The sequence below is a fragment of the Micromonospora eburnea genome, assembly GCF_900090225.1.
Classification (GTDB): domain Bacteria; phylum Actinomycetota; class Actinomycetes; order Mycobacteriales; family Micromonosporaceae; genus Micromonospora; species Micromonospora eburnea.
The window spans coordinates 3921445-3945738 of the sequence record NZ_FMHY01000002.1 but is presented as its reverse complement, the minus strand read 5'-3'; the positions used below and the strand labels follow the sequence as shown (position 1 = coordinate 3945738).

The 24294-nt window shown below is 72.4% G+C and carries 21 protein-coding genes; 15 read left to right on the top strand and 6 right to left on the bottom strand.

All coding sequences use genetic code 11. From position 1 onward, the window contains the following. Positions 1-88: 88 nt before the first annotated feature. From GA0070604_RS17695 to GA0070604_RS17685, 3 genes are read right to left on the bottom strand one after another with little or no spacing between them, the layout of a single operon-like run. Positions 89-1561, bottom strand: a complete 1473-nt coding sequence (locus tag GA0070604_RS17695; RefSeq protein ID WP_091119194.1) for an FAD-dependent oxidoreductase — start codon at positions 1559-1561, stop codon at positions 89-91. Further along, positions 1558-1827 carry a (2Fe-2S)-binding protein gene (locus GA0070604_RS17690; RefSeq protein WP_208602100.1) on the bottom strand — a complete coding sequence of 90 codons (270 nt, stop codon included), beginning with the start codon at positions 1825-1827 and terminating at the stop codon, positions 1558-1560. Before GA0070604_RS17690 ends, GA0070604_RS17695 begins: the two co-directional genes overlap by 4 nt. Next, complete coding sequence (locus tag GA0070604_RS17685; RefSeq protein ID WP_091119191.1) at positions 1824-3020, bottom strand: NAD(P)/FAD-dependent oxidoreductase; 1197 nt, start codon at positions 3018-3020, stop codon at positions 1824-1826. The genes GA0070604_RS17690 and GA0070604_RS17685 overlap by 4 nt, the downstream gene beginning before the upstream one ends. A 234-nt stretch (positions 3021-3254) precedes the next feature. Here GA0070604_RS17685 and GA0070604_RS17680 point away from each other — a divergent pair, with 234 nt between their 5' ends. The 5 genes from GA0070604_RS17680 to GA0070604_RS17660 all read left to right on the top strand — a co-directional run bounded on the left by GA0070604_RS17680 (position 3255) and on the right by GA0070604_RS17660 (position 8568). Beyond that, complete coding sequence (locus GA0070604_RS17680; protein ID WP_091127220.1) at positions 3255-4151, top strand: dihydrodipicolinate synthase family protein; 897 nt, start codon at positions 3255-3257, stop codon at positions 4149-4151. 18 nt (positions 4152-4169) lie between these two features. Beyond that, positions 4170-5180 (top strand): proline racemase family protein, encoded by a 1011-nt coding sequence (locus GA0070604_RS17675; protein WP_091119188.1) that lies wholly within the window; start codon positions 4170-4172, stop codon positions 5178-5180. A gap of 40 nt (positions 5181-5220) precedes the next feature. Next, positions 5221-6603, top strand: coding sequence for an aldehyde dehydrogenase family protein (locus GA0070604_RS17670; RefSeq protein ID WP_208602099.1), 1383 nt, complete (start codon positions 5221-5223; stop codon positions 6601-6603). Positions 6604-6700: 97 nt separating this feature from the next. Continuing rightward, positions 6701-7375: a GntR family transcriptional regulator gene (locus GA0070604_RS17665; protein WP_091127219.1), complete on the top strand. Its 675-nt coding sequence runs from the start codon at positions 6701-6703 to the stop codon at positions 7373-7375. Beyond that, a complete protein-coding gene (locus tag GA0070604_RS17660) occupies positions 7372-8568 on the top strand; it encodes a metal-dependent hydrolase family protein (protein ID WP_091119180.1) in 1197 nt (398 codons plus the stop codon). Before GA0070604_RS17665 ends, GA0070604_RS17660 begins: the two co-directional genes overlap by 4 nt. Here GA0070604_RS17660 and GA0070604_RS17655 read toward each other — a convergent pair. Then, positions 8560-9957 carry an aminotransferase-like domain-containing protein gene (locus GA0070604_RS17655; protein WP_091119176.1) on the bottom strand — a complete coding sequence of 466 codons (1398 nt, stop codon included), beginning with the start codon at positions 9955-9957 and terminating at the stop codon, positions 8560-8562. The genes GA0070604_RS17660 and GA0070604_RS17655 overlap by 9 nt on opposite strands. On the opposite strand from GA0070604_RS17655, the gene GA0070604_RS17650 reads away from it, so the two are divergent. Together GA0070604_RS17650 and GA0070604_RS17645 are read left to right on the top strand one after the other, a co-directional pair. After that, positions 9956-10903 carry a DMT family transporter gene (locus GA0070604_RS17650; RefSeq protein WP_091119172.1) on the top strand — a complete coding sequence of 316 codons (948 nt, stop codon included), beginning with the start codon at positions 9956-9958 and terminating at the stop codon, positions 10901-10903. The genes GA0070604_RS17655 and GA0070604_RS17650 overlap by 2 nt on opposite strands. A 34-nt stretch (positions 10904-10937) precedes the next feature. Continuing rightward, the gene (locus GA0070604_RS17645) at positions 10938-11498 is read left to right on the top strand and encodes a P-loop NTPase family protein (protein ID WP_091127218.1); all 561 of its coding nucleotides are present in this window, start codon (positions 10938-10940) and stop codon (positions 11496-11498) included. A gap of 10 nt (positions 11499-11508) precedes the next feature. Here GA0070604_RS17645 and GA0070604_RS17640 read toward each other — a convergent pair whose 3' ends face one another. Then, a complete protein-coding gene (locus tag GA0070604_RS17640; RefSeq protein ID WP_167363506.1) occupies positions 11509-12780 on the bottom strand; it encodes an FAD-dependent oxidoreductase in 1272 nt (423 codons plus the stop codon). An 87-nt stretch (positions 12781-12867) separates the two neighbouring features. Between GA0070604_RS17640 and GA0070604_RS17635 the strand changes: the two genes are divergently transcribed. From GA0070604_RS17635 to GA0070604_RS17600, 8 genes are all read left to right on the top strand, one after another. After that, positions 12868-13503 carry a TetR/AcrR family transcriptional regulator gene (locus GA0070604_RS17635; protein ID WP_167363505.1) on the top strand — a complete coding sequence of 212 codons (636 nt, stop codon included), beginning with the start codon at positions 12868-12870 and terminating at the stop codon, positions 13501-13503. A 405-nt stretch (positions 13504-13908) separates the two neighbouring features. Next, positions 13909-14937, top strand: coding sequence for a glycoside hydrolase family protein (locus GA0070604_RS17630; protein ID WP_141721321.1), 1029 nt, complete (start codon positions 13909-13911; stop codon positions 14935-14937). Between the two features lie 380 nt (positions 14938-15317). Further along, positions 15318-17477: an ATP-binding protein gene (locus tag GA0070604_RS17625; RefSeq protein WP_091119158.1), complete on the top strand. Its 2160-nt coding sequence runs from the start codon at positions 15318-15320 to the stop codon at positions 17475-17477. Between the two features lie 125 nt (positions 17478-17602). Then, entirely contained in the window at positions 17603-18178 is a 576-nt protein-coding gene (locus GA0070604_RS17620) for a hypothetical protein (RefSeq protein ID WP_141721320.1), read from the top strand. Between the two features lie 206 nt (positions 18179-18384). Next, complete coding sequence (locus GA0070604_RS17615; RefSeq protein ID WP_244161966.1) at positions 18385-18732, top strand: hypothetical protein; 348 nt, start codon at positions 18385-18387, stop codon at positions 18730-18732. Between the two features lie 17 nt (positions 18733-18749). After that, positions 18750-20213 (top strand): hypothetical protein, encoded by a 1464-nt coding sequence (locus GA0070604_RS17610; protein ID WP_091127216.1) that lies wholly within the window; start codon positions 18750-18752, stop codon positions 20211-20213. A gap of 207 nt (positions 20214-20420) precedes the next feature. Beyond that, entirely contained in the window at positions 20421-21599 is a 1179-nt protein-coding gene (locus GA0070604_RS17605; protein WP_141721319.1) for a cellulose binding domain-containing protein, read from the top strand. A 225-nt stretch (positions 21600-21824) separates the two neighbouring features. After that, on the top strand, positions 21825-22910 hold the full coding sequence (locus GA0070604_RS17600) for an SdiA-regulated/phytase-like domain-containing protein (RefSeq protein ID WP_208602098.1): 1086 nt from the start codon (positions 21825-21827) through the stop codon (positions 22908-22910). 148 nt (positions 22911-23058) lie between these two features. On the opposite strand, the gene GA0070604_RS17595 is transcribed toward GA0070604_RS17600, so the two are convergent. Then, complete coding sequence (locus tag GA0070604_RS17595) at positions 23059-24084, bottom strand: serine hydrolase (RefSeq protein WP_244161965.1); 1026 nt, start codon at positions 24082-24084, stop codon at positions 23059-23061. Positions 24085-24294 lie beyond the last annotated feature (210 nt).

Below are 24294 nucleotides of genomic sequence, written 5' to 3'. Positions count from 1 at the left end.
CACGGCAACAGGAACACGTGGTGGGCCGGCAGTCGCCGGCCCACCACTCGTCGGCGCCGAGGACGTCGAGTCCGCCGAGAGCGTGTCGCTATCCGCCGGTGCCGCCCGGGTTGCCCTCGTCCGGCGGCAGCGCGAGCTGACCGAGGGGTGTGGGCGCGGCGATCGGCCGTTGGGCGAAGGCGCGCAGATCCTCCGGTGTCGGTGGCCGCCGCAGGTGGCGGGCGGTGAGGCAGACCGTGGCGAAGCCACACACCCGGCCCTGGCACCAGCCCATGCCGGGGCGGGCCAGCAGTTTGACGGTACGCGGGTCGCTGGCGCCGAGATCGTCGACGGCCTGGCGGACCGCCCCGGCGGTGACCTCCTCACACCGGCACACCAGCGTGTCGTCGGTCAGGCCGTCGAGCGCGCCGGGCGGTACGGGATGGACGCGGTGCATCAGCTCGGCGAACCGGCGTAGGGCGGCCCGTCGCCGAAACAGCCGGGCGAGCGCCGTCGGGTCGGGCGGGACGCCGAGCGAACCGGCCGCCGACCGGCCCGCGATGTCGCCCTCGACCGACGCGAGGTCGGCGCCGCCGACGCCGGTGGACTCGCCGGCGGCCCAGACCCCGTCGACGGTGGTTCGTTGGTGGTCGTCGACGGCCACCACCAGGCTGGTGTCCACGTCCATCCGGGCGGCGCAGCCGACCTGCAGGTGCAGGTCGAGCTGCGGGGTGAAGCCCCACCCGACCGCGAGCGTGTCGCACTCGATGTTCCGTTCGGTGTGCGCCTCGGGCCGTCCGTCCCGGCCGAGCCGGGCGACGACCACCCCGGTCAACCGGTCGGTTCCGACGGCCCGGGTGACGATGTGCCGGTGCCGTACCGCGACCCGGTGCCGGGCGAGCCGGGCCGCGTACGCCGATGCCTCGCCCAGCTTGCTCACCGCCCCGAGCAGCACGCGGGGCGAGCGGGCGAAGCCGAGCGGGGTGTTGGCCTCGACGACGGCGCGGACCCGGGCGCCGTGGCGGGCGAGGCCCGCGGCCACCGGCAGCAGGAAGGGGCCGGTCCCCGCGACCACGGCGGTCGCCCCGGCCAGTACGAGGTTGCCCTTCAGCAGCGCCTGCGCCCCGCCGGCGGTCATGACCCCGGGCAGGTCCCAGCCGGGGAAGGGCAACTGCCGGTCGTACGCGCCGGTGGCGAGGATCAGCCGGCGGGCCCGGATGGTGACCGGTGGCGTTCCGGCGTGCTGCCGGGGCTCGGCGCCCACCAGGCAGTGGATCGCCCACCGGTCGTCGGCGCGTTCGACGGACCAGACGTGGTGCTCGGCGAAGCGCTGGAGCCGGTGCCGGGCGGCGTGCCGGTCCAGTCGGGCGGCGGTGTCGGCGAAGCGGCGCCAGGAGTGGTGCAGCGTGTTCGGTGCGAATCGGCCGGCGCCGGGGGCCGGTGACCGCCAGTACTGTCCGCCCGCGCGGATTCCGGCGTCGACGAGCGCCACGGCCGCCCCGGCATCGGCCGCGGCCAGCGCCGCCGCGAGGCCGGCCGGCCCGGCTCCGACGACGGCGACGTCGACGCTCCGGGCGCTCATCGCCCGGTCCCGGACTGGCTGCGTACGTCGTCACCGGGCCGGGCGGGCGCCAGGCAGGCCCGCACCGAGGGCCGCCCGTTGACGGTGACGAGGCAGTCGAAGCAGACGCCGATGCCGCAGAAGAGGCCGCGCGGGCGCTGCCCGTGCCGGGTGGTCCGCCAGGACCGGATGCCGGCGGCGGTGAGGGCGGCGGCGACCGTCCAGCCGTCGCGGCAGGGGAGCGGTTCGCCGTCGAACGTGATGTCGAAGGGCTCGGGGCTGGTCATGCCGGGACCTCCGGGAAGCGGTCGGGCCGGAACGGGTGCAGGTCGATGTCGGGCCGGTCGCCGGTTAGGACCTGGGCGACGAGTCGGCCGGTGCCCATGGCGAGGCCGATGCCGGCCCCCTCGTGGCCGCAGGCGTGGTGCAGGCCGGGGGCGCGTGGGTCCGGTCCGATCACCGGCAGGTGGTCCGGGCAGTACGGGCGGAACCCGTGGTAGGCGCGGATCGCCGCGACCTCGGCGAGTCCGGGGAACAGCCGCACGGCTCCACGGGCGAGCGCCCGGAGCGCGGGCAGCGAGAACACGTGGTCGAAACCGACTCGCTCGCGACTGGCGCCGACGAGCACGGTGCCGGCGCGGGTCCCTTCGACGACGGTCGAGGTCTGCAGGGCGGCGGAGTCGCTGGCTACGTCGGCGACGTAGTCGGCGAGGTAGACCTTGTGCCGGATGATCGGTGGGAGGGGCTCGGTGACCAGGATGAAGCCGCGGCGGGGGGCCACCGGCACGGGTGCGGCGGCGAGGGCGGCGAGTTCACCGGCCCAGGTGCCGGCGGCGTTGAGGACGGCGCCGCTGGGAATGTCCCGCTGCGGTGTCCGTACGCCCACCACCCGGTCGCCGTCGCGTAGGTAGCCGGTCACCGGCTGGTGCGGCAGCACGGTGGCGCCCCGCTGCCGGGCGAGCCGGAGCAGGTGCGCCGCGGCGAGCATCGGTTGTACCTGCATGTCCTGCGGGTACAGGTAGCCTCCGGCCAGGTCGCCGGCCAGGTGTGGTTCGTGTTCGCGCAGGTCGTGCGCGGGTACGGCGAGCGCCTCGACCCCGAGCGCCTGTTGCTTTCCGGCTAGCCGCTGCATAGCGTCCAAAGGTGCCTGGCCGGTTGCCACGACAAGGCCGCCCTTGGTTTCGAGCTCCACCGCGCGGCCGAACGTCGTGCCGCCGATGGGCAGGTCGGCCAGGGCTCGCCACTGCTGGTTCGACAGCAGCGCGAGGTCGAGTTCGGGGCCGAGTTCCTTGTCGGAGACCAGGATGTTCCCCTCGCCGGCGCCGGTGGTGCCCCCGCTGATCGGTCCTCTGTCGACGACGGTGACCGACAGGCCGGCCCGGGTGGCGTGGTAGGCGCAGGCGGCGCCCACGATTCCAGCCCCGATGACGACCAGGTCGGGACGGGTCGAGCCGGCGGCGCGGCGGTCGTGCCCGGTCACGACGCGGCCGCCGGTGGTGGGCCGGGGCGGTGGCGCGCGGCGACGCCGACGGGCGTGGGAGGGGTGTCGGGCATGGGCACCTCGAAGGGCGTCGCGGCCTGGAGCCGGCCGCCTGTCCTGTTGTAGTGTGACATTGTACCGCCTCGCTGCCGGGGCGGGTTGCCCCACGACGGCGGGAGCCACGTCGTTCAGCTTCGGATCGGACACATGCGACCCAGCGACAAGGAGTACCGGATGCGCGCGCGTTTGAAGCCATGGCACGGAGTGCTGGTCGCCACGGCGTTGCCCTTCGACGACCGGCTGGAGGTCGACCTCGATCGCTTCGCGGAACACGTCCGGTGGTTGGCCACGGAGGGCTGCGACGGGGTGACCCCGAACGGGTCGCTGGGGGAGTACCAGACGCTGACCGAGCGGGAGCGGCGTGCCGTGGTGCGTACCGCGGTCGACGCCGCACCGGAGGGCTTCACCGTGCTGCCCGGCATCGCCGCGTACGGTGCGCTGGAGGCGCGGAGGTGGGCCGAGGACGCCGCCGAGGCCGGCTGCGCGGCCGTCATGCTGCTGCCCCCGAACGCCTACCGGGCCGACGAGCGGGCCGTCGTCGAGCACTACCGCGAGGTCGCGACGGTCGGGATTCCCGTGGTGGCGTACAACAACCCGATCGACACCAAGGTCGATCTCACCCCGGCCCTGCTGGCCAGGCTGCGCGGCGAGGGCCTGATCGTGGGCGTCAAGGAGTTCTCCGGCGATGTCCGCCGCAGCTACCAGATCGCCGAACTGGCCCCCGATCTCGACGTGCTCGTCGGCGCCGACGACGTCGCGCTGGAGTTGTGCCTCGCCGGGGCGCGGGGCTGGATCGCGGGCTACGCCAACGCGCTGCCGCGCGCCAGCGTGCGGCTCTTCGAGGCCGCCACCGGCGGCGACCTGGCCACCGCGCTGCCGCTCTACCGGGCGCTGCACTCGCTGCTGCGCTGGGACTCGAAGACGGAGTTCGTCCAGGCGATCAAGCTGTCGATGGACCTCGTCGGGCGGTACGGCGGGCCGTGCCGTCCGCCCCGGTTCCCGCTCACCGACGAGCAGCAGCGCGCCGTCCGGGAGGCCACCGAAAAGGCGATCGCGGCCGGGTGCCGGTAGCGGAAGGGGCGGGGACACATGCGTACCAGCCGGGTCTTCCACGCGATCGACTCGCACACCGAGGGCATGCCGACCCGGGTGATCACCGGTGGCGTCGGCGTCATCCCCGGCAGCTCGATGGCCGAACGCCGCCAGCACTTCCTCGACCAGCTCGACCACATCCGTACGCTGCTGATGTACGAGCCCCGCGGGCACGCGGCCATGAGTGGGGCCATCCTGCAACCGCCCACCCGGCCGGACGCCGACTGGGGTGTGCTGTACATCGAGGTGAGCGGGTGCCTGCCGATGTGCGGGCACGGCACCATCGGGGTGGCCACCGTGCTGGTGGAGACCGGCATGGTGCCGGTCACCGAGCCGGTGACCGAGATCCGGCTCGACACCCCCGCCGGCCTGGTGGTCGCCGAGGTCGCCGTACGCGACGGGCGTGCCGAGTCGGTCACCTTGCGAAACGTCGCCGCGTACGCGCACGAGCTGGACGCGACGGTCGAGGTGCCGGGGCTCGGCGCGCTCACCCTCGATCTCGCCTTCGGCGGCAACTTCTACGCCATCCTCGGGCTCGACCAGCTCGGCATCGCGTTCGACCCGGCGGACGCCCGGCAGCGGCAGCGGATGCTCGACGCCGGACTGGCCATCATGGACGCGGTGACCGAGCAGCTCGACCCGGTGCATCCGGAGAACCCGGACATCGCCGGCTGCCGCCACGTCTATCTCGCGGCGCCCGGTTCGGACGCCCGGCATTCCCGGCACGCGATGGCCATCCACCCGGGCTGGTTCGACCGGTCACCGTGCGGCACCGGCACGTCGGCCCGGATGGCCCAGCTGCACGCCCGGGGCGAACTGCCGTTGCACACCGACTTCGTCAACGAGTCGATCATCGGCAGCCGGTTCGTCGGCCGGTTGCTCGATTCCACCACCGTCGCCGGCCGCCCGGCGGTGGTCCCGACGTTCACCGGTCGCGCCTGGATCACCGGCACCGCGCAGTACCTCCTCGACCCCACCGACCCGTTTCCCGCCGGATTCCTGCTCTGACCTCCTCCTCCCCACCGGTAGCGAACGCCTGGAGCCCATGGTGTCTGTCGTACAGTCCACTTCTCCGCAGAACCCCAGCGATCTGGTCGTCACGGTGGCCGAGGCGACCGGGTCCGACGTCGACCAGGCCGTACACCGGGCCCGCCAGGCACAGCGCGCCTGGGCCGCGGCGTCGCCGGCCGAGCGGGCCGCCGCTCTGCACGGCGCGGGTGAGGCGGTGGCGGCGGCGACAGACGAGTTGGCCGCCCTGGTGGTGCGCGAGGTCGGTAAGCCGTCGGCCGAGGCGACCGGGGAGGTCGCCCGGTCCGTGGCCATCCTGCGCTACTACGCCCAGCAGGTGTTCGATCCGATCGGTGCGCTCCACGAGCCGAGCGGTGGCGGCCGTGGGCTGACCTACACCCGGCGTCGGGCCCGCGGGATCGCGGCGCTGATCACTCCCTGGAACTTCCCCCTGGCGATCCCGTTGTGGAAGGCCGCACCGGCGCTGGCCTTCGGCAACGCGGCCGTGATCAAACCGGCGCCGCAGGCGACGGCGTGCGCGTTGCGGCTGGCCGAGCTGATCGGTCCGCACCTCCCCGACGGGCTGCTCGCCGTGCTGCCCGGTGACGCCGAGGTCGGTCAGGCGGTCGTCGCGGCCGGTGACGTCGTCTCCTTCACCGGATCCGCCGCGGTCGGCGGCGTCGTGGCGTCGGCCGCGGCGCGACGCGGGGTCGCCACCCAGTGCGAGATGGGGGGTCAGAATCCGACCATCGTGCTGCCCGATGTGGACGTCGCCGCGGTGGCCCGGCAGGTCGCCTACGCCGCCTTCGGCTACGCGGGGCAGAAGTGCACCGCCACGAAGCGGGTGATCGTCGTGGGCGACCCGGGCGGCTTCACCGAGGCGCTGGTCGCCGCGACGGAGGAGCTTCGCCTCGGCGACCCGGCCGATCCCGCGACCGGTGTCGGCCCGGTCATCGATCGGGCCGCGCGGGACCGGGTGCTCGCCGCGGCGGCGAGCGTCAGGGCCGGCGGTGGCCGGATCCTCACCGGCGGACACCCGGGACCCGGCGCGGGCTGGTTCGTCGCGCCGACCCTCGTCGACAACCTGCCGGCCGACCATCTGCTGCTGCGGGAGGAGGTGTTCGGGCCGATCTGCGCGGTGAGCCGGGCCGGAAGCGTCGCCGAGGCTCTCGACGCGGCGAACGACGTACGCTACGGCCTGAGCGCCGCGGTGTTCACCAACGACCTCGACACCGCGCTGCGGTGCGCCGACGGGCTGGCGGCGGGGCAGATCAAGATCAACGCTCCGACCACGGGCGTGGACTTCTACCTTCCCTTCGGCGGGGAGCGGGACTCCAGCTTCGGCCAGCGCGAACAGGGCAAGGCCGCACAGGAGTTCTACACTTCGCTGCACACGGTCACCACGGCGGTGGCACCGACATGAGCACGAGACGAGCTGGGCGTCGCGGGGCGGTTGGACCCGGTCCAACCATCCGGCGGGCGGAGGGGATGCAGTAGTGGCGCACTCGTTGCACTTGCCGATGCTCGAAGCGCGGCGCAGCGTGCGTGGCCAGGTCGCCCACGCCCTGCGCGCGGCCCTCGTCGCCGGTGAGATGCGCCCCGGCCAGATCTACTCGGCGCCCGCGTTGGCCGCGCAGTTCGGCGTGTCGCCCACGCCCGTACGGGAGGCGATGCTGGACCTGGTCAAGGAGGGCCTGGTCGAGACGGTGCCCAACAAGGGTTTCCGGCCCACCGAGCTCACCGACGAGGAACTGGACAACATCACCGAGATCCGGCAACTCCTCGAGGTTCCGACGACCACTCGGGCGGCCGGCGTCGCGACCGCCGACGACCTGGCCCGCCTGCGGCCGATGGCGCAACGGATCGTCGAGGCGGCGCGGGAGAAGGACCTGATCGCGTACATCGAGCACGATCGGGTGTTCCACCTGGAGCTGCTCGCGTTGGCCGGCAACGCGGACCTCGTCTCGCTCGTCGGCGAGTTGCGGTCCCGGACGAGGCTGTACGGCCTCACCCGGCTCGCCGCCAACGGCGAGCTGGCCTCCTCGGCGGCCGAGCACCTCGAGATGCTCGACCTCATCGCCGCGAACGACCGACGCGGCCTCGAACGCCTGATGAACGCGCACATCGGCCACGTGCGCGGCAGCTGGGCCGGCCGCGAGGAACGCCCACGCCGACAGCGGTCGCGCACCCGGTGAGCGCGCACCCGCTGAGTATCGTCAACGCGGCCGTCTTCGACGGCGTGTCGGCCGAGCTGACCGAGGGCACGATCCACATCCGCGGCGGCGTCATCGTGGCGCTCGACGACGCCACCCGCCCGGCCGGTGAGGTGGTCGACGCGCGCGGTGGCACGGTCATCCCCGGCCTCATCGACGCCCACTTCCACGCGTACGGCACGGAACTGGACCTGCTCGCGCTGGAGTCCAGCCCGCTCAGCTACCTCTCGCTGGCCGGGGCCCGTCGACTCGCCGCCGCCCTCGGCCGAGGGTTCACCACCGTCCGTGACGTGGCCGGCGGGGACCCCGGCCTGGCGCGGGCCATCGCTGAGGGGCTCATCGCGGCACCGCGATACCTGTACACCGGACCGGCGCTGTCACAGACCGGCGGCCACGGCGATCCCCGCCCGGGTGAGCGGGACCTGTGTGCCGGCGGCGCGCACCTGGCCGAGATCGTCGACGGGGTCGACGCGCTGCGTCGTGCCGCCCGGGACCGCTTCCGCCGGGGCGCGCACGCCATCAAGATCATGGCCTCCGGCGGGGTGGTCTCGCCGACCGACCCGATCCGCGTCCCGCAGTATTCGGCGGCGGAGATCCAGGCGGTGACCGACGAGGCCACCCGGCGCGGCAGTTACGTCGCCGCCCACGCCTACTCGCCGGAGGCGATCGCGCACGCCGTGACCAACGGCGTACGCACCATCGAACACGGCAACCTGCTGGACGCGCCCACCGCCGACCTCATGGCGGCGCACGGTGCGTTCCTCGTCCCCACGCTGGCCGCGTACGACGCCATGGACCGGCGTGGCGATCAGGTCGGGCTCTCGCCGGTCGGGCAGGCGAAGAACCGCGAGGTGCTGGCGGCCGGTCGACGGGCGATCGAGCTGGCCCGGGCCGCCGGCGTGCCGATCGGCTTCGGCACCGACCTGATGGGCGTGCTGGAGGACGAGCAGCTCACCGGGCTGCGGTTGCAGGTCGAGGTCGACGGGGTGCTCGAAGCCCTGCGTTCCGCGACGTCCGTCAACGCCGAGCTGATCGGCCGGCCCGACCTGGGACGCATCGCCGTGGGCGCGCCCGCCGACCTCGTGATCCTGCCCGGCGATCCGTTCGAGGACCCGTCGATCCTGTGGGCGCACCCGCGACACCGCACGGTCATAAAGGACGGACGCCTAGTCTAGTGCGCTGACGGCTCGGGCGAGGCGGCGTACGCCCTCGTCGAGCACGTCAGGGGGCGCTGCGGCGAAGGTCAGGCGCAGGTATGGCGCCAGTGGTTCGGCGGCGTGCCAGGGACGCCCGGGAAAGACGACAACCCGTTCGGCGGCGGCCGCGACGGCCAGTTCGGTGTCGTCCAGGCCCTCGGGGAGGCCGACCCACACGTGCAGGCCGCCCCGGGGCACGCAGACCGGCGTGACCGCCGGCAGGTGGCGGCGCAGGGCCGCGAGCAGGGCGTCACGACGGGCCCGCAGCGCCTTTCGCAGGGTACGCAGGTGGCGGTCCCAGGCGGGCGAGGTGACGAGGTCCAGCGCGGCCTGCTGCATCGGGCCGGCGACGAAGAAGTCGTCGAGGACCCGGGCCGAACGCAACCGCGCCCCGGCGGGGCCGCGGGCACCGATCGCGGCCACCCGCAGGCCGGGTGCGACCGATTTGGTCAGCGACCGTAGGTAGATCACGTGCCCGTCGGGGTCGTCGGCGGCCAGGGGCGGCGGCGGTTCGCCCTCGATGGTGAGATCCCGGGCGTAGTCGTCCTCCAACAGGAACGCTCCGGCGGCCCGGACCGCGTCGGCCACCTGCGTACGCCTTGCCGTGGCGAGCACCGCGCCGTGCGGGTTGGCGTACAGCGGCTGGCAGTAGAACAGCCGGGCGCCGGTTCGGGTGAACGCCGCGGCGAGCAGCTCCGGCCGGACGCCGTCGACGTCGGCCGGTACGGGCACCACGCGCAGTCCGGCCGCCCGAGCGGCGGCGAGCGCGCCGAGGTAGGTCGGGGACTCCACCAGCACGGTGTCGCCGGGGGCCGTCAGGGCGCGGAACGCCGTCGACAGGGCGGCCTGCCCGCCGGGGCAGATGACCATGTCGTCGGCGCGTAGCCCGCCTCCCGCCTCCCGGGCGAACCATGCCCGCAGGTCCTCCCGGCCTTCGACCGGGCCGCGCTGCCAGGCTGCCGGCTGCCGGGCGGCCCGGGCCAGGGCCGCGCCGATCGCGGCGACCGGATGCAGCTCGGCGTCGAGGTAGCCGCTGGAGAGCGGGATCGTGCCGGGTCGGGCGACGGCGAGCAGAGCCTGCATCGCCTCCTCGCCGTCGGGGCGGGGGCCGAGGGCGACCGCCTGCCACGACAGGTCCGGTAGCGGGTGCCGGTCGGGGTGGGCGGCCACGAAGGTTCCCCGGCCCGGCCGCGCCTCGACGAGGCCGTCGGCGACGAGTTGCCGGATCGCCCGCGTGACGGTCACCGGCGAGGCACGGTGCCGTCCGGTCAGCTCCCTGATCGAGGGCAGCCGTGTGCCGGGTGCGGCGCCGGCGGCGCGCGTCCGTAGATCTTGGATAACGCGTACCAGTGCGTTATCGTCATTCATGAGGGCAAAGAGTAACACTACTGAGCGCGATCGGATAACGGGCCTGGTCCTCGGCGGGCTGGGCGTGCTGGGTTTCAGCATGTCGCTGCCCGCCACCCGCATCGCGGTCGGCGAGATCGACCCCTGGGTCGTCGCCTTCGGCCGCGCCGTCGGAGCCGGCCTCATGGCCTGGTTCTACCTACGCCTCACCGGGGCGACGAGGCCGACCCCCGCGCAGTGGCGCCGCCTGGCGGTGGTCGCCACGGGCGTGGTGGTCGGGTTCCCCCTGTTCACCTCCCTCGCCCTCACCACCCAGACGGCGGCCCACGGCGCGGTCGTCGTCACCGTGCTGCCGGCCGCGACCGCGGTGTTCGCCGTGCTGCGGGCCGGGGAACGCCCGCCGCTGATGTTCTGGATCGCCAGTGGAGCCGGGCTGGCCGCCGCGCTCGTCTTCATGGTCGCCAGCAGCGGCGTGACGGGCGCCGCGGCGCCCACGGACCTGTTCCTGCTCGCCGCCGTCGTGCTCTGCGGCCTCGGGTACGCCGAGGGTGGCGGGCTGGCGCGCGAACTCGGCGGCGCCCGCACCATCTGCTGGGCGCTGGTCCTGTCCCTGCCGGTCACCGTGCCGGTCACCGCGGTCGCCGCCCTCGCCCATCCACCACGATCCGACACCGCCGGATGGCTCGGGTTCGCCTATCTGACCGTCGTGTCCATGTTCCTCGGCTTCTTCGCCTGGTACGCCGGCCTGGCCCGCGGCGGTATCGCCCGCATCGGGCAGATCCAGCTCGCCCAGCCGGTGCTCACCCTCGCCTGGTCGGCCCTGTTACTCGACGAACGCGTAACCATCCTGGCCATCGGGGCTTCGCTACTCGTGCTGGCCTGCGTCGTCCTCACCCAACGGACCCGTGGTAACGGGCCGGCGGCTGACCCGGCTCATCCGCCGGCTTCGCTCACCACGCGAACCTGATCAAGATGTGCGCTTCTCGGCTACCCTGGCCGCGATGAGCGCACCGTCCCGGATCCTGGTCTACGGCGTGTACGGTGCCGGCAAGTCCACCCTCGCGGCCCGGCTGGCCGAACGCCTCGGGCTGCCGTGGTATCCCGTCGACGACCTGCTCTGGGAGCCCGGCTGGGTGGAGGTGCCGGTCGCTCGCCAGCGCAGCCGGATCGAGGGAATCTGCCGGCGGGACCGCTGGATCCTCGACGGGGCGTACCACGGGTGGCGGGACGTGCCGCTGGCGCGCGCCGAACTGGTGGTCGGCCTCGACTACCCGCGGTGGTGCTCGTTCTGGCGGCTGCTGCGCCGCACCATGCGTCGGCTGGTGACGGGGGAGGAGATCTGCAACGGCAACCGTGAGTCGCTGGGCAGCGTGCTGTCCCGGGACTCGATCCTGGTGTGGCACCTCCTCGCGTTCGGCCGGGCCCGGCGGCGGATGCGGGCGTGGCAGGCAGACCCGCATGGGCCGCCGGTGCTGCTGTTCCGCTCCCCGGCCGCCCTGGACCGCTGGTTGGCCGGGCTGCCCCGCGACCCAGACCAGGCCGAGCGTGAAGATCGAGCTTGACGACGGCCCGTCAGCGGCCGAGCTGCGCGGCCATCCGGCGGCGGATGGGCGGGACCGCGCCGACGGTGCGCATCATCGCGCGGAAGGCGGCCCGGCCGACGCGGTTGCCCGAGCCGGCTTGCCGGGCATTCCGAAGTGACTGTTTCACCGCGGCGAAGCCGTAGCCGAGCATCTGCCGCTCGTAGTCGCGCAGTGCCGGTAGCAGGGCGGACCTGCCGGCGGCCACCTCGGCGAGCCGGTGGCACAGCAGCTCGGCGTCGCGCAGTGCGGTGTTCGCGCCGATCCCGGCCATCGGCGTCATGTTGTGGATGGCGTCGCCGATCAGCGTCACCGGCCCGGTCTGCCAGGCGTCGACCGGCGTGGCGCTGCGGATCCGGAGGGCGTTGACGGTATGTGGATCGGAGCCGGCGATCAGGTCCCGCAGGGCGGGCGCCCAGCCAATGGTCCGGTCCAGCGCCAGTCGCTGGAGATCCGCTCCGGAGAGTGACTCGACCCCGTCGGGAAGCGCGGCCGCCGCGTCGGAGTATCCCCACAGGACGAACGGCATGCTGTAGCTCAGCAGGAAGTCCTCGGGTGCGTCCTGCGGTGGTGCGGTGAATCGCCGGTCGGGATGCCAGACCGCGGTGAACAGGGATCCGCTGCGCTTGGGGATCACCAGATTCGTGTCGTGTGTCAGGGCGCGGGGCAGGGCCGCGCCGTCGAGGCGGTGCTTGCCGGCGATCGCCACGATGCCCGTGTTGATCCGCCGCGCGTGCGGCAGCAGTTGACGGCGTACGCGTGAGTTCGCGCCGTCGGCACCGATCAGCACGTCGGCGGTGGCGGTGCTGCCGTCGGCGAAGGTGGCGGTGACCCGGCCGTCGGTCGTCGTCTCGTAGTGCGTGAACTCCTCGCCCAGCCGGACCGCGTCGTCCATTCCGGCCAACAGCACCTCGCGCAGACCGATCCGGCTGACGCCGTAGTGGCGCTCGTCGGGGCCGCCGGTGGGCGTGATCTCCTCGGCGGTGAAGCGGACGAGGTCGGTCAGCTGTTCGGTGGTGAACGCGAAACCGCCGTCATCGACCGAGACGGTGCGGAGGAACGTCTGCCAGTTCGCGGCCGGGAGGCAGGTCCGCAGCGCGTGGCTGCCGGCGGGGTTGATGTGGATGCGGTAGCCCTGCAGCCAGTCGGTCCGGGCTTTGCCGCGTTCGTGGACGGTCACCGCGACGCCGGCTTGGCGAAGGCCCTGTGCCAGGCAGAGGCCGCCGATCCCGCCGCCGATGATCATGACGCTGAGCTCGCTCATGGCCCGAGTCTGATTCACGGACATGATTCAGTCAACTGTTTGGATGACAAAATCATGTGTCCGAGTGACATTGTTAGGATGATCCGCATGACACAGCCCCGGCGGTCCCCGAGTGGCGATCGGCGCAAGCGTGACGCGGAGCGCACCCGCGAGCGCATCCTCGACGCGGCGCTGATCGAGTTCGGCGAACACGGCTACGCCGGCGCCCGCACCAGCGCGATCGCCGCCCGCGCCGGAGTCAACCCGCAGCTGATCTCCTACTACTTCAACGGCAAGGAAGGCCTCTACCAGGCCCTGCAGCAGCGGTGGCAGACCACCAGCGGCGCGGCTCAGCCGGATCAGGCGATGGCCGACGTGGTCGGCGGTTACCTCCGGCTCGGCGCGACTCAGCGGTCATGGGCGCGGCTGCTCATCTGGGAGGGGCTCGCCGACGCCGGAACGGCCGCCGACACCGAAGGGGAGGCGCAGGCCCGCGCGTACTTCACGGCGATGGTCGACGATGTGCGCCGCCGACAGCGAACCGGTGAGCTGTCGGCCGACCTCGATCCCGCGTACGTGGTGCTGACGTTCTTCGCGGCAGCGATGGCACCGACCGTGATGCCACAGATCGTCCGCCGGCTGACCGGACTGCGAGCCGACTCTCCCGAGTTCCTCGACGCGTACACCGTGCAGTTGCGCCGCATGCTCGGCCACCTCGCCGAGCCCGGCCACCGGGTTGATTAGGAAGCCGAGGACCCGGCCGCCGGCCGGCGCTGGGAAGGATCGGGCGGTTTGACCCCGTTGTCGACCCGCCCTGAACTCTGTTCCCGCCCGCCGATTTCGCACAACGTGAATTGCGTTCCGTAACCGTGCGGTCGCAGTTTCAGGTTCACGCCCACTACTCTTCACGCCGTACTCCGGAAGGCCGGTCGCCGGCACGAGACGCCGGCCTGCCCTGTTGGCCCCGGCAGCTTTCCCGACATTGCCCCCGATGCCGCCGAAGCGGCGTGGAGAGACATGACGAAGAAGATGCGAGGTTTGGCCGCCGGCCTGCTCGTCGTCCTTTCGATCGCGGCGATCACCGGTCGAATTACCGGTGTGTGGCCGTTCGCACTCAACCCGGCGGCGGCGTGGTCCAGACTCGGACCTGTGTCTGACCCGGATCTGGCCGGCAGCGGGCCGGCGGCCGAGCTGTTCAACGGGACGGCGACGCTGTCCCGGCCGAGCGAATCCCCGTTTCCCGACGCCATCGGCGGTCACGCCGAGACCACCTCGGTCATCTGGAACGGGCAGTATCTGATGTACTACCGGACCTTCGTCAGCCCGGCGGGGGAGTCCTGCGCCATCCCGCAGGGCGTGGCGATGGCGACGTCGAACGACGGCGGAGCCACCTGGACGCCGGTGGACGGGGGACGCCCGCTGCCCGCCCTACAGACCGTCCAGCAGGGGCAGAGTTGCCGCTTTGACGACAGCGTCGACAGCACCTGGGTGTACGCGCCGGACGTCATCGCCGACGGAGACCGCCTCGTCATGGTGTTCGAGCAGCGGGACCACGACCCGAACTACGGCGGCCCGGGGCAGGGGCGGAGCCTGCACTCCATCCGATACGTCACCAGCACCGACGGGCGTAACTGGTCCGACAGCGCGCTCCTGCTCAGCCCCGGCGCGGTCGGTGCGTGGGACGACGAGATCGGGACACCCGATATCGAGAAGGACGGGACCGGCTACCTTCTGACGTTCCACGGGCACGACGCCACCGGGCGGATGAACCAGATGCGCGGGGTGGTCCGCCTCGACACACTGGACCGTGAATACACCGGCGCCCGCCAGAAGATCAACCTGTCGCCGACCCCGGACTGGGCCAACTACGGTGTCGGCAAGGCGGACATGACCCGGGGGCCGGACGGCTACTGGTACATCATCTTCGAGGCGTTCTCGGGAGCCAGCGGGGAGTGCGGTCGCACGGACACCAGGACGGTGGTCGGCATCGCGCGGAGCACCGACGCCGTCACCTGGTCGGTCGCACCGAACCCGTTGATCCACGGCCGGGACGGGCTCAGCTGCGGTTACGACATGCCCTCCTGGCAGCTGCTCGGCGACGTGCGAGGCATCGTCACCCCCAACGACCCGCCGGAGGGCGGCAGCCTGGTCCGCTGGAACATCGTCGGCAAGCCGTAGGCCCTCCTGGACCATTTCCGACCTCCGCGTCCCGCAGCCGCTGCGCGTCGATTGTTCCGAGGGCGGCCCGCGCAGCGGCACCATGAGGGACGGCGGGACGACATCCCAAATTCGAGGTAGCACTGATCCACCATTGGCGTGGTCCGCCTATGCTGCGGAAATCGGTGATATTTTCCCGGGTTCAAGGAGAAGCGATGCGCTCTCGGGTTCCCGTCGTCGGGCTGACAGTGGTCGGGCTGCTCGGCCGCTGCCGCAACCGCGTGGTCGTCATGAAGAACCACCAGCAACGACCCGGCCAGCGGTAGTGGGACTGGCGATCGCAGGTTGTCGCGCCCGGGCGACAACCGTCCGCCGTGGCCGCCAGTGCGGGTGGTCCTGACATGCTCGGAGTGCTCGTCCCGATCGAGGCGGCCGTACACGACGGGCGGTACGACGAGGCCCTGCGCCAGCTCGCCGACGTGCCGGCGGACGTGCCGTTGCCGGCGGCGCTGGCCTGGCGTCTCGGCGTACTGCTGCACCAACGGGGGCGGTTCGACGCGGCCGACGCCTGTTACCGGCGCGCGGCCGTCGACGCCACGGAGCAGCATCAGCCATCGGCGCTGGCGGACCAGGCCCAGGTGCTCGCCGGCTGGGCGGCGACCCGCTGGGCGAAGGGCGACCAGGCGCGGACCCGGCAACTCGCCGAGGAGGCCGTCCGCGTCGCGGAGCGGAGCGGCGACGACTCCGCGGTGGCGGCGGCGTACGTGGCGCAGGCGCTGGCCGCGTTCGGCGACGGCGACCGGGCCGACAACGAGCACGCGTACGCCCGGGCGCTCGCGGCGGCCGAACGAGCCGGTGACTTCGGCCAGCAACTCCGGATCCGGTGCAACATCGGCTCACGGCTGGTGGAGGAGGGCCGCTACCGGCCGGCCGTCGACGAACTCCGCGAGGCGGTCCGGCTCGGCGAGCTGCTCGGGCACCACACGCTGCTCGCGTTGGCGTTGCACAACCGGGCGGAGGCATGGCTGGGGCTGGGCGAGCTGCGCCGCGCGCGCAGCGACGCGGACGAGGCCCTGGCCCTGTGGCAGCGGGCCGGTTCGCCGCTGGCGGCCTTCGGGCTGACGCTGACCGCCCGGGTGCATCGCGTTCGCGGCGCGGTCCGGCAGGCGGTGGCCGCCTACCAGGCGGCGCTGGCGATGGGCGAGCCGGACGGCAACGCACAGGTGCTGGTCGAGGCCTGCGCGGGGCTCGCGCGGATCAGCTACGCCGACAACCGGGTGGCGGCCGCGCAGTACGCCGAGCGCGCCCTGTCCATGCCCAGCGCCGCCGGGCCCACCGTCGCCGAACTCGCCGCGGGCTGGGTCGCGCTCTGCTCCGATGATCCGCAGACGGCGCTCCGGTACGGCGAACAGGTCCGCGCCGAGGCCGGCCGTCGCCGGGACGCGGCCGGCCTGGCCGAGGCCATGGAGCTCGCCGCGCTCGCCGCCCACCGGGCCAGCCCGGAGGCGACCTCCACCCGGGCGACGCGCCGCCTCCTCGCCGGTCTGGTCGAAGCTGCGGCGATCTGGGCCGAACTCGGCAACGAGTTCGCGCTCGCCACCAACGCCCTGCTGCAGGCGCGGCTCTCCGGCGACCGGATGGCGGAGGAGATCGCGCACGAACGGCTGAGCCAGATCGGCGTGCAGGAAGGCGCCTGGCAGGTCGCCGGCCCGTTGGCGGCGATCGGCGCGGCGCCGATCCCCGAGGTCGAGGTGCAGACCCTGGGCGGCTTCACCGTACGGTTGGCCGGGGTGCCCGTACCGGCCGGCAGTTGGCAGTCCCGCAAGGCGCGGGACCTGCTCAAGATGGTGGCCGGAAGGCTCGGCAAGCCGGTTCCCCGCGAGGCCCTGGCCACCGCGCTGTGGCCGCAGGCCCGTGTCGAGGTGGCGCTGCGCCGCCTGTCGGTGCTGATCTCGACTGTCCGCGGCGTACTCGATCCCGATCGGCGGCATCCGGCGGACCGTTACCTCGCCACCGATCCGGCGACCGTGCGGGTCAACTCGGCGCACGTCGCGGTGGACGCGCTGCGCTTCCACGACGCGGCCCGCGCGGCCATCGCGGCGGACGGCGCGCACCTGGCGACGGCCCGGCGCGGCGACGACCCGGGCCCGCCAGACGCCGCGACCGGCGGCGGCACCCCGGCCGACGACGAGGTACGGCTCCTGCGGCGCCTGGAGGCGGTGGTGGCGATGTACACCGGCGATCTCTGCGACGACGGGGAGACCGCCGGGGAATGGGTGTGCCAACCCCGGGCCGTCCTGGCCGACCTGCACCGCGAGGTGATCCACCGGCTCGCTCGGCGGTGTCTGGGGTCGGCTCGCACCGAGGCGGCGATCGGCTGGTACCTGCGGTTGACCGGCGAGGACGGCTACGACGAGCCGGCCCACCTGGGGCTGATCAGCGCGTTGTCAGCCGCCGGGCGGCACGGCGAGGCCAACCGCCGCTACCAGGAGTACGTCGCGCGGATGCGGGAGATAGACGTCGAGCCCGCCCCCTTCCCCCGGCCCGCGCGGTTCGCCTGAACAATTCCTGAACGGCCCCCGAAGGCCGCCGAGCAGACTTCTCTGATGAACGGTCGGGGCGTCGCTGTCGGCAGTGGATCGCTGGCGCCTGCCGCGGGCCGTCAGCGAGGTCGGACGTATGCGAGGTGGTCAGCCTCGCGCTCGTCGAAGGGGGATCGATGACGCGGATTCGGGGAAGTGCCGCCGTACTGGCGGTCGGGCTGCTGTTGGCGGGCTGCGGGCCCGACAGCTCGACGCCGGCGGCGGGCGGTGCGAGCAAGGCCGGCGCCGCGGCCACGTCTGCCCAGGCCGATGGCGGGGGCGCGACCAGCCAGGCCGATGACGGGGGCGCGAAGAGCCAGGACAAGCCGGGCGGCGGCGATCGCTGGTGCGACGCGGTGAAGGCGTTCGCCGACGCGGTGGACCCGTTGTTCGCGACGGACCCGGCCGACCACAAGGCCGATGTGAAGCAGGCGCGTGCCCGGCTGAATGAGCTGAAGGCGGCGGCGCCGGCCGAGATCAAAGCCCAGGTGATGACGCTCAGCGAGTTCTACGCCGCGGTCATCGACACCACGGGCAAGAGCATGGTCGAGGATCCTGCGGCCTACGCACGCGTCGGGTCGACCGCCAAGAAGCTCGAAACGGTGATCCCACCGGTGTCGGACTACACCGTGAAGCACTGCCCCGGGCTCGACAAGCAGCTCCCGGTGGGGAACCAGTGACCGGGCGGCGGGGTGTCGGTCGACGGCTGCTCGTACCACCGGCCACGGTGCTGCTGCTCGCGGCATCTGCGTGCGGAGGCTCGGCGAAGCCGTCCCCGGCGGCGAACGCCGAGCCTGGCTCGTCGGTGACCGCTTCCGCGCAGCCCACGGGGGAATCCCCCTCGTCGGCCGCACCGGAAAGGTCGGAACCGAATGCGTGTGACCTGGTGACCGACCAGGAGGCGGCGGCGCTGGCCAGGCTCAAGCTCGATCCCAAGCGGGCCGGCGAACAGAGCTGCACGTGGACGGCGCCGGTCACCGGCCCGACCGGCCAGGTGGAGGTCTACGTCGGTGACGGGGCGAAGAAGATGCTCGACATCGAGCGCCAGTTGGGACACGAACTGGAGACGGTGTCCGGAGTCGGCGACGAGGCGTACCTGGACACGCAGGCAAATGAGATCTTCGTCCAGAAGACGGGCACGTGGGTGGCGATCCGCCTGGTGCTGCTCAACGACCCGAAGGAGAACCACAAGCCCCTGAAGGACCTGATCCGGGTGGTGGCTGGCCGGCTGTGAACGGGGTGGCGGCGAACATGCGTAGTCGCAGGTGGACGGCGGCCGGGCTGGTCGCGCTCCTGCTGCTCGCCGGGTGCGGAAGGATCGGTGCCGGCGACGGTTCCGCGACCGACGACCGGTACGGATACGCCCCGAAGCCGGACCGGTCCGTGGTCTACCAGCCGGATGTCGTGCTCGTGGCGGGCGGCAGCCGGGCCATCCGGTCGGTGAGCAGGGACGGCTTCACCTACGTGATCGACGGCAACGCCCGAGGGCTCAAGGACGTCGCGCCCGGCAAGATCATGTTTGCCACGAGCGAGGCGGTCGGCCGGGTGGTGAAGGTCGAGCGGTCGGGCGGTGACAAGGCGGTCACCCTGGCCCCGGTGCGGCTGACCGATGTGGTGCGGGACGGTCACTTCAAGATCGACCAACCGCTCGACCTTGAGGCGCAGACCTTCAGCCCGTTTCCCGATCTGCTCGGGGAGGTCGTCGACGGGGCTTCCTCCGGTGCGGCACCGGTCGTGCCGGACGCCGTTCAGGCGACCGGACTCGGGGTGAACGCCATCGGCGCGGGCGACGTCCGGCTCGCCGTGCCGCCGATCGTTCTCGCCCCGGCGCGCGAGCCGGGAGCGCGGGGCGCGAAGAGCATCAAGCAGCAGGTCGGCGAGTGGGACGTGGAGGCGTACAAGGACCGGTCGAAGCTGGGGCTGACCGCCTCGCACTCGACGGCCGCGCAGCGTCTCAAGGTCGACTTCGACATCCAACTGCTGCTGCGGAACCTCCGGGCGTGGGGGGACATCCGGGTGACCAACGGCGTGATCCCCAACCCGCAGTTCCGCATCGACGGGGTCGAGGGTCTCGCCATCACCATCGCCGCCGGCGTGGAGGGCGGGTTGGCGGACAACAAGAAGGCAAAGATCGAGCTTCCCATCGAGGTGAAGCAGCCGATCATCATCGGGGGATTCCCGGCGACCCTCAAGGAGACGTTCAAGTTCCTCGTCACCACGGGCTTCTCGGCGAAAAACGGCAACATCAAGGCCACCGGCAGGTGGGGGCTCGACGGGCCGATCGGGTACGTCCAGTCCACCGTCCTCACGCCCACCTTCTCCGTGCGGGACAGCATCGTGAAGTCGATCCGTGGCGTGTCGATCGGCGTCGAGGGTATCGTCGTGGCGGCGGAGTTCCGCTTCGGGCTCATGCTCGGCCTGCCGGTCGCCGGCGCGGGGCCGTTCGTCGGCATCGTGGCGTCGGTCGGGGTGACCAACGGATCGGCGGCCGGCCGGATCGGCATGCCACTGCCCGTGGGTCCGGGGGTGAAATGCCGGGGATCCACGCTCGTCCTCACCGTGCGGGCCGGCGAGGGCATCAGCCTGTCGGAGCCACTGACCAAGGCGATCGAGTACGCGCTGAAGGTCAGCATTCCCAAGGAGGCCGACTTCATCAAGAAGGACATCGTCAGCCGGACGGTCGTGGAGCCCGACGTGCCCCTCTGCCGGGAATGAACCGGCCGGATGGCCGGCACCACAGCGGTGGGCCGGCCATCCAGGGGTGTTCGAGCTTGTTCGGGATCATTCGACATCCTGGTGTCGGACCTTCGAGGTGGCCGACGATTGACCCGCCGCGCCAGGGCGGGGGAGGGCGAACGACAATGACGTCTCTGTCCACACTGGACGTCCGCCCGTCCTGACGAAGAGGCGACGGAGGCAACCTTGAGGTTCCACTTTGGGGCGACGGCGGGTCTGGCCGTCCTGTGCGGCGCGGTGACCGCGCTCGCCGCTCTCACCGTCCCGGCCCAGGCCGCGCCGGGGGCCGGTGTCGACCCGCGACCGGCGGCCGTGGCGGCGCCGTATCCGCAGGCGCCGGACCGGGCGCACCGGACATCCGGCGGCACGGACCAGACTCCGCAGCCGATGCCGGGCTGGGACGGTTGGAGCCACCCATCGTTCGGCTTCTCCATCAAACCGGGCGTGACCGGGGCGATGGGCAAGTACTACGTCAACCCGCCCGGCATCGTCACACCCGACTTCGTCTACGCGCCGACGCTCTACCCGGGGAGCCACTCCTGCATCGAGTTGTACAACAACTACCACGACGGGCTGGAACTGTGGGTCTGGGATTCGTGTGACGTCAACCCGGGCCTGCACAAGTTGGCCACGATCGACAGCACCTTCCAGTCGAAGTACATGACCAACTCGGAGTACCGCTTCCGGCTCGTCAAGACCAACGCGGCGACCAACGAGTGGGCGGCGTCGCTCTACAACGTCGGCACCTCGGCCTGGGACACCGTCTACACCACCCACGGCCTCCGCGAGGGCGATCAGGACGGCTGGGCGATCTTCGAGCTGTACACGAACTACAACCCGACCACGACGGTCGGCGACTACTGCACCAAGACCCGCGGGTACGTCTGGCGGACGAGCGAGATCCAGGTGCAGATCAACGGCTCGTGGGTGAACCTCGGCTCGTCGAACTCCAACCCGATGGACCCGGCCTCCATCGACGAGTACGGGTGCCCGCCGCTCACCACCGTCCGTGACTCGGCCAACCAGTACACGGTGACCAACCCGACGCTCTCCTGTCAGGTCACCTACTCCGCCAGCAGTTGGCCCAACGGCTTCACCGCGAACGTCACGATCAAGAACACGGGTACGACGCCCATCAACAAGTGGGCCCTCAACTGGGACTTCGCGGGCGACCAGACGATCACCAACACCTGGAACGGGGTGACGACCCAGACCGGACAGCACGTGGCCGTCAACAACGACGCCTCCACCGCGACCATCTCGCCGGGCTCGACGGTGAACTTCGGCTTCCAGGCCAGCTACACCGGCACGAACACCGACCCGACCGCGTTCACGCTCACCAACGGGTCCCCCTGCAACGGCTGACGGAACCACGCGCGGCCCCGCCCAGCGGCGGGGCCGCGTGCCGTACAGCACGTTGCCCACGACCACACCGAGGTGGCCGAAACGCGGCGGGACTGGCAGCATGAGCCCCCGGACCCGGATATCCACGACAGGCAGGCGGGGATCGCCGAGGACCGGCGGGCGCGGCCCGGGCGAGCGAAGCGAGGGGCTGTGGGAGAGCGCCGGAGGTCAGCGCGGTGGCGGGTGGTGGCGTGGTCGGCCGTTGCCGCGTACGTCATGGGACCGGCCAGCGCGGCGGTGGCCGGAGCGTCACCCAGCCCCTCCCCGGGCGGCGGCGTGCCGCTGTGCCAGGTGCGCGACAGTCGGCTCACCGAGATCTCCGGCATGGCCGCCACACGGAACGGCTTCGTCGTGGTCAACGACAGCGCCGACGAGGAGCCCCGGCGGCGAATCTTCTTTCTCGCCGCCGACTGCCGAGTGGTGCGGACGCTGCGGTATCCGTCGCGGCCGCGCGATACGGAGGATCTGGCTCTGGGGCCGGACGGCACGATCTGGATCGCCGACATCGGCGACAACAGCCGTTCCCGCGAGACCGTCGCCGTGTGGCGGCTCGCACCCGGCAGCGATCGGCCGTTGCTGCATCGGCTGACCTACCCCGACGGGCCGCACGACGCGGAGGCGCTCCTGTTGACCGGCGACGGCCGGCCTCTGATCGTCACGAAACAGGGCGGCGCGGCGGGCATCTACGCCCCGACCCGTGAGCTGGTGCCGGGCGGGACGGTGCCGATGGCGCGCCGTGGACAGGTGCGGCTTCCCGGCACGAACACGCGCAACCCGTTCGGCTTCCTCGGTCGCGCGGTCGTCACCGGGGCTGCCACCGCGCCGGACGGGCGGCGGGTGGTACTGCGCACGTACGCCGACGCGTTCGAGTTCGACGTCCCCGACGGTGACGTCGTCGGCGCACTGACCTCCGGGACACCACGGATCATTCCCCTGCCCGACGAGCCGCAGGGCGAGTCCATCACGTACACCCCGGACGGTCGTTTTCTGCTCACCGTCTCGGAAACCGCGGACCAGCCGGCGGGCACCCGACCCACCATCCTGCGGTACCCGGCGCCCCGCGTCGCGGCCACGGCGTCGCAACCGGCCACGGCGTCGCAACCGGCGAAGGCGTCCCACCCGGCCACGGCCGCCCCGGGGTCACCGGCCGCCGCTGGCCCTCGCGGCCGTCGGGACCTTGCGGGCGTACTCGGAGTGGTGGCCCTGGTGGGGGCGGGCCTGGTCGGCGCGGGCCTGTTCGGGACGGCCAGGTCCCGCCGGACCAGACGCTAGCGGCCGCCGAACCTGTCGACTCGCCGGGCCTGGTGCCTCAAGCTGCCGACATCCGGGCCTGACCAGAGCAGGGCGTGCCCGGGCCCACCGACTGGCAGTGGGCCCGGGCAGCGGCTGATCGTGGGCCGAACAGGTCCGGGCGGCCGGTTCAGCCGCCGTTGGTCGGCCGGTAGGTGCGCGGCCGGCGGGCCGGCGCGGCGGAATTGGTCAGCCCGCTCACCGCCGTCAGGAACTTCGGACCCATCGCGGCCCGGGCCTGCACCGCCGGGTGCGTGGCGCCGAAGTTGTCGGCCCCGGCCTGCCCGTCGGCGAACAGAACGTACGTCAGCACCGGCGCGCCGGCCGGGTCGAAGATGATCCCGGCCTCGTGGCGGGCGTCGGCGAACCAGCCCGCCTTGGTGGCGACCCGGGCCCGCTCGTCGGACGACATGGTGCGGCGGATCCCGTCGGTGAAGGCGATCGGGGAACGCAGCAGGTTGATCAGGAAGGCCGTCGAGGCGGGCGAGAGCAGGGTGCCGACGACCAGCGCCTGCAACAGGTTGTGGGTCTCCCGGGCGGTGCTGGTGCCGAGGAAGAACCGGTTCGGGTTGGCGACCGGTTCCACCTGGGTGTTGGGGAAGCCCTTGGCAACCAGGATCTCGTTGAGCTCGGCGGCGGGGCAGACCAGCCCACAGAGCCGGACGGCCGTGTCGTCCGAGACGGTAAGCAACGCGGCGAGCGCATGCCCCAGCGTCACCGAACTCGGGTAGGCGTTGTCGAGGCCGAAGATGCCGTCACCGCCGGGCACCACGATCGCCGCGGTCACCTCCACCCGCTGGTCGAGCGTCAGCAGGCCCCGATCGACCTTGTCCAGCACCGCGACGGCCACCGCGATCTTGTTGACGCTGTAGGCCTCGACCACCGTGTCGGCCCGCTCCTGCGCGGCCACCTGTGGCGTCCCGCCGGCGCCCGCGACGCTCAGGTACGCGTACCAGTTTCCGCCGGCCCGGGTCTTCTCCCGCTGGTACGCCTCGGCGACGCGGCTTGCCGGGGAGCCGCCTGTCGTGGTGCGCGAACCGTCGCCGGTCGCGTTGCCCGGTGCCCCCATGGCCGGACCCGGCATCCCAAGTACGGCACCGGCGGTGGCCACCGTGCCGAGACCCAGTGCGGTCCGACGATTCACCTTGCTCGCCACTTCGTAACTCCCCCGTCCGGAACGTGGTAAAGGTCATCGGGCGTCGGCGAGCGGGTAGCTCGCAACGGATCGCTGCGTCCGTCCCGCCGGCCACGATAGGGGAACACGTCCGGATCCGCTGTCCCCATAGGACGACCCGGTGCGGCCGCCGGGATACGCCCGGTTCCGCGCAGCGGAGGTCGAGTTCTGTGGCGGTGCGTGGCGCTGTGT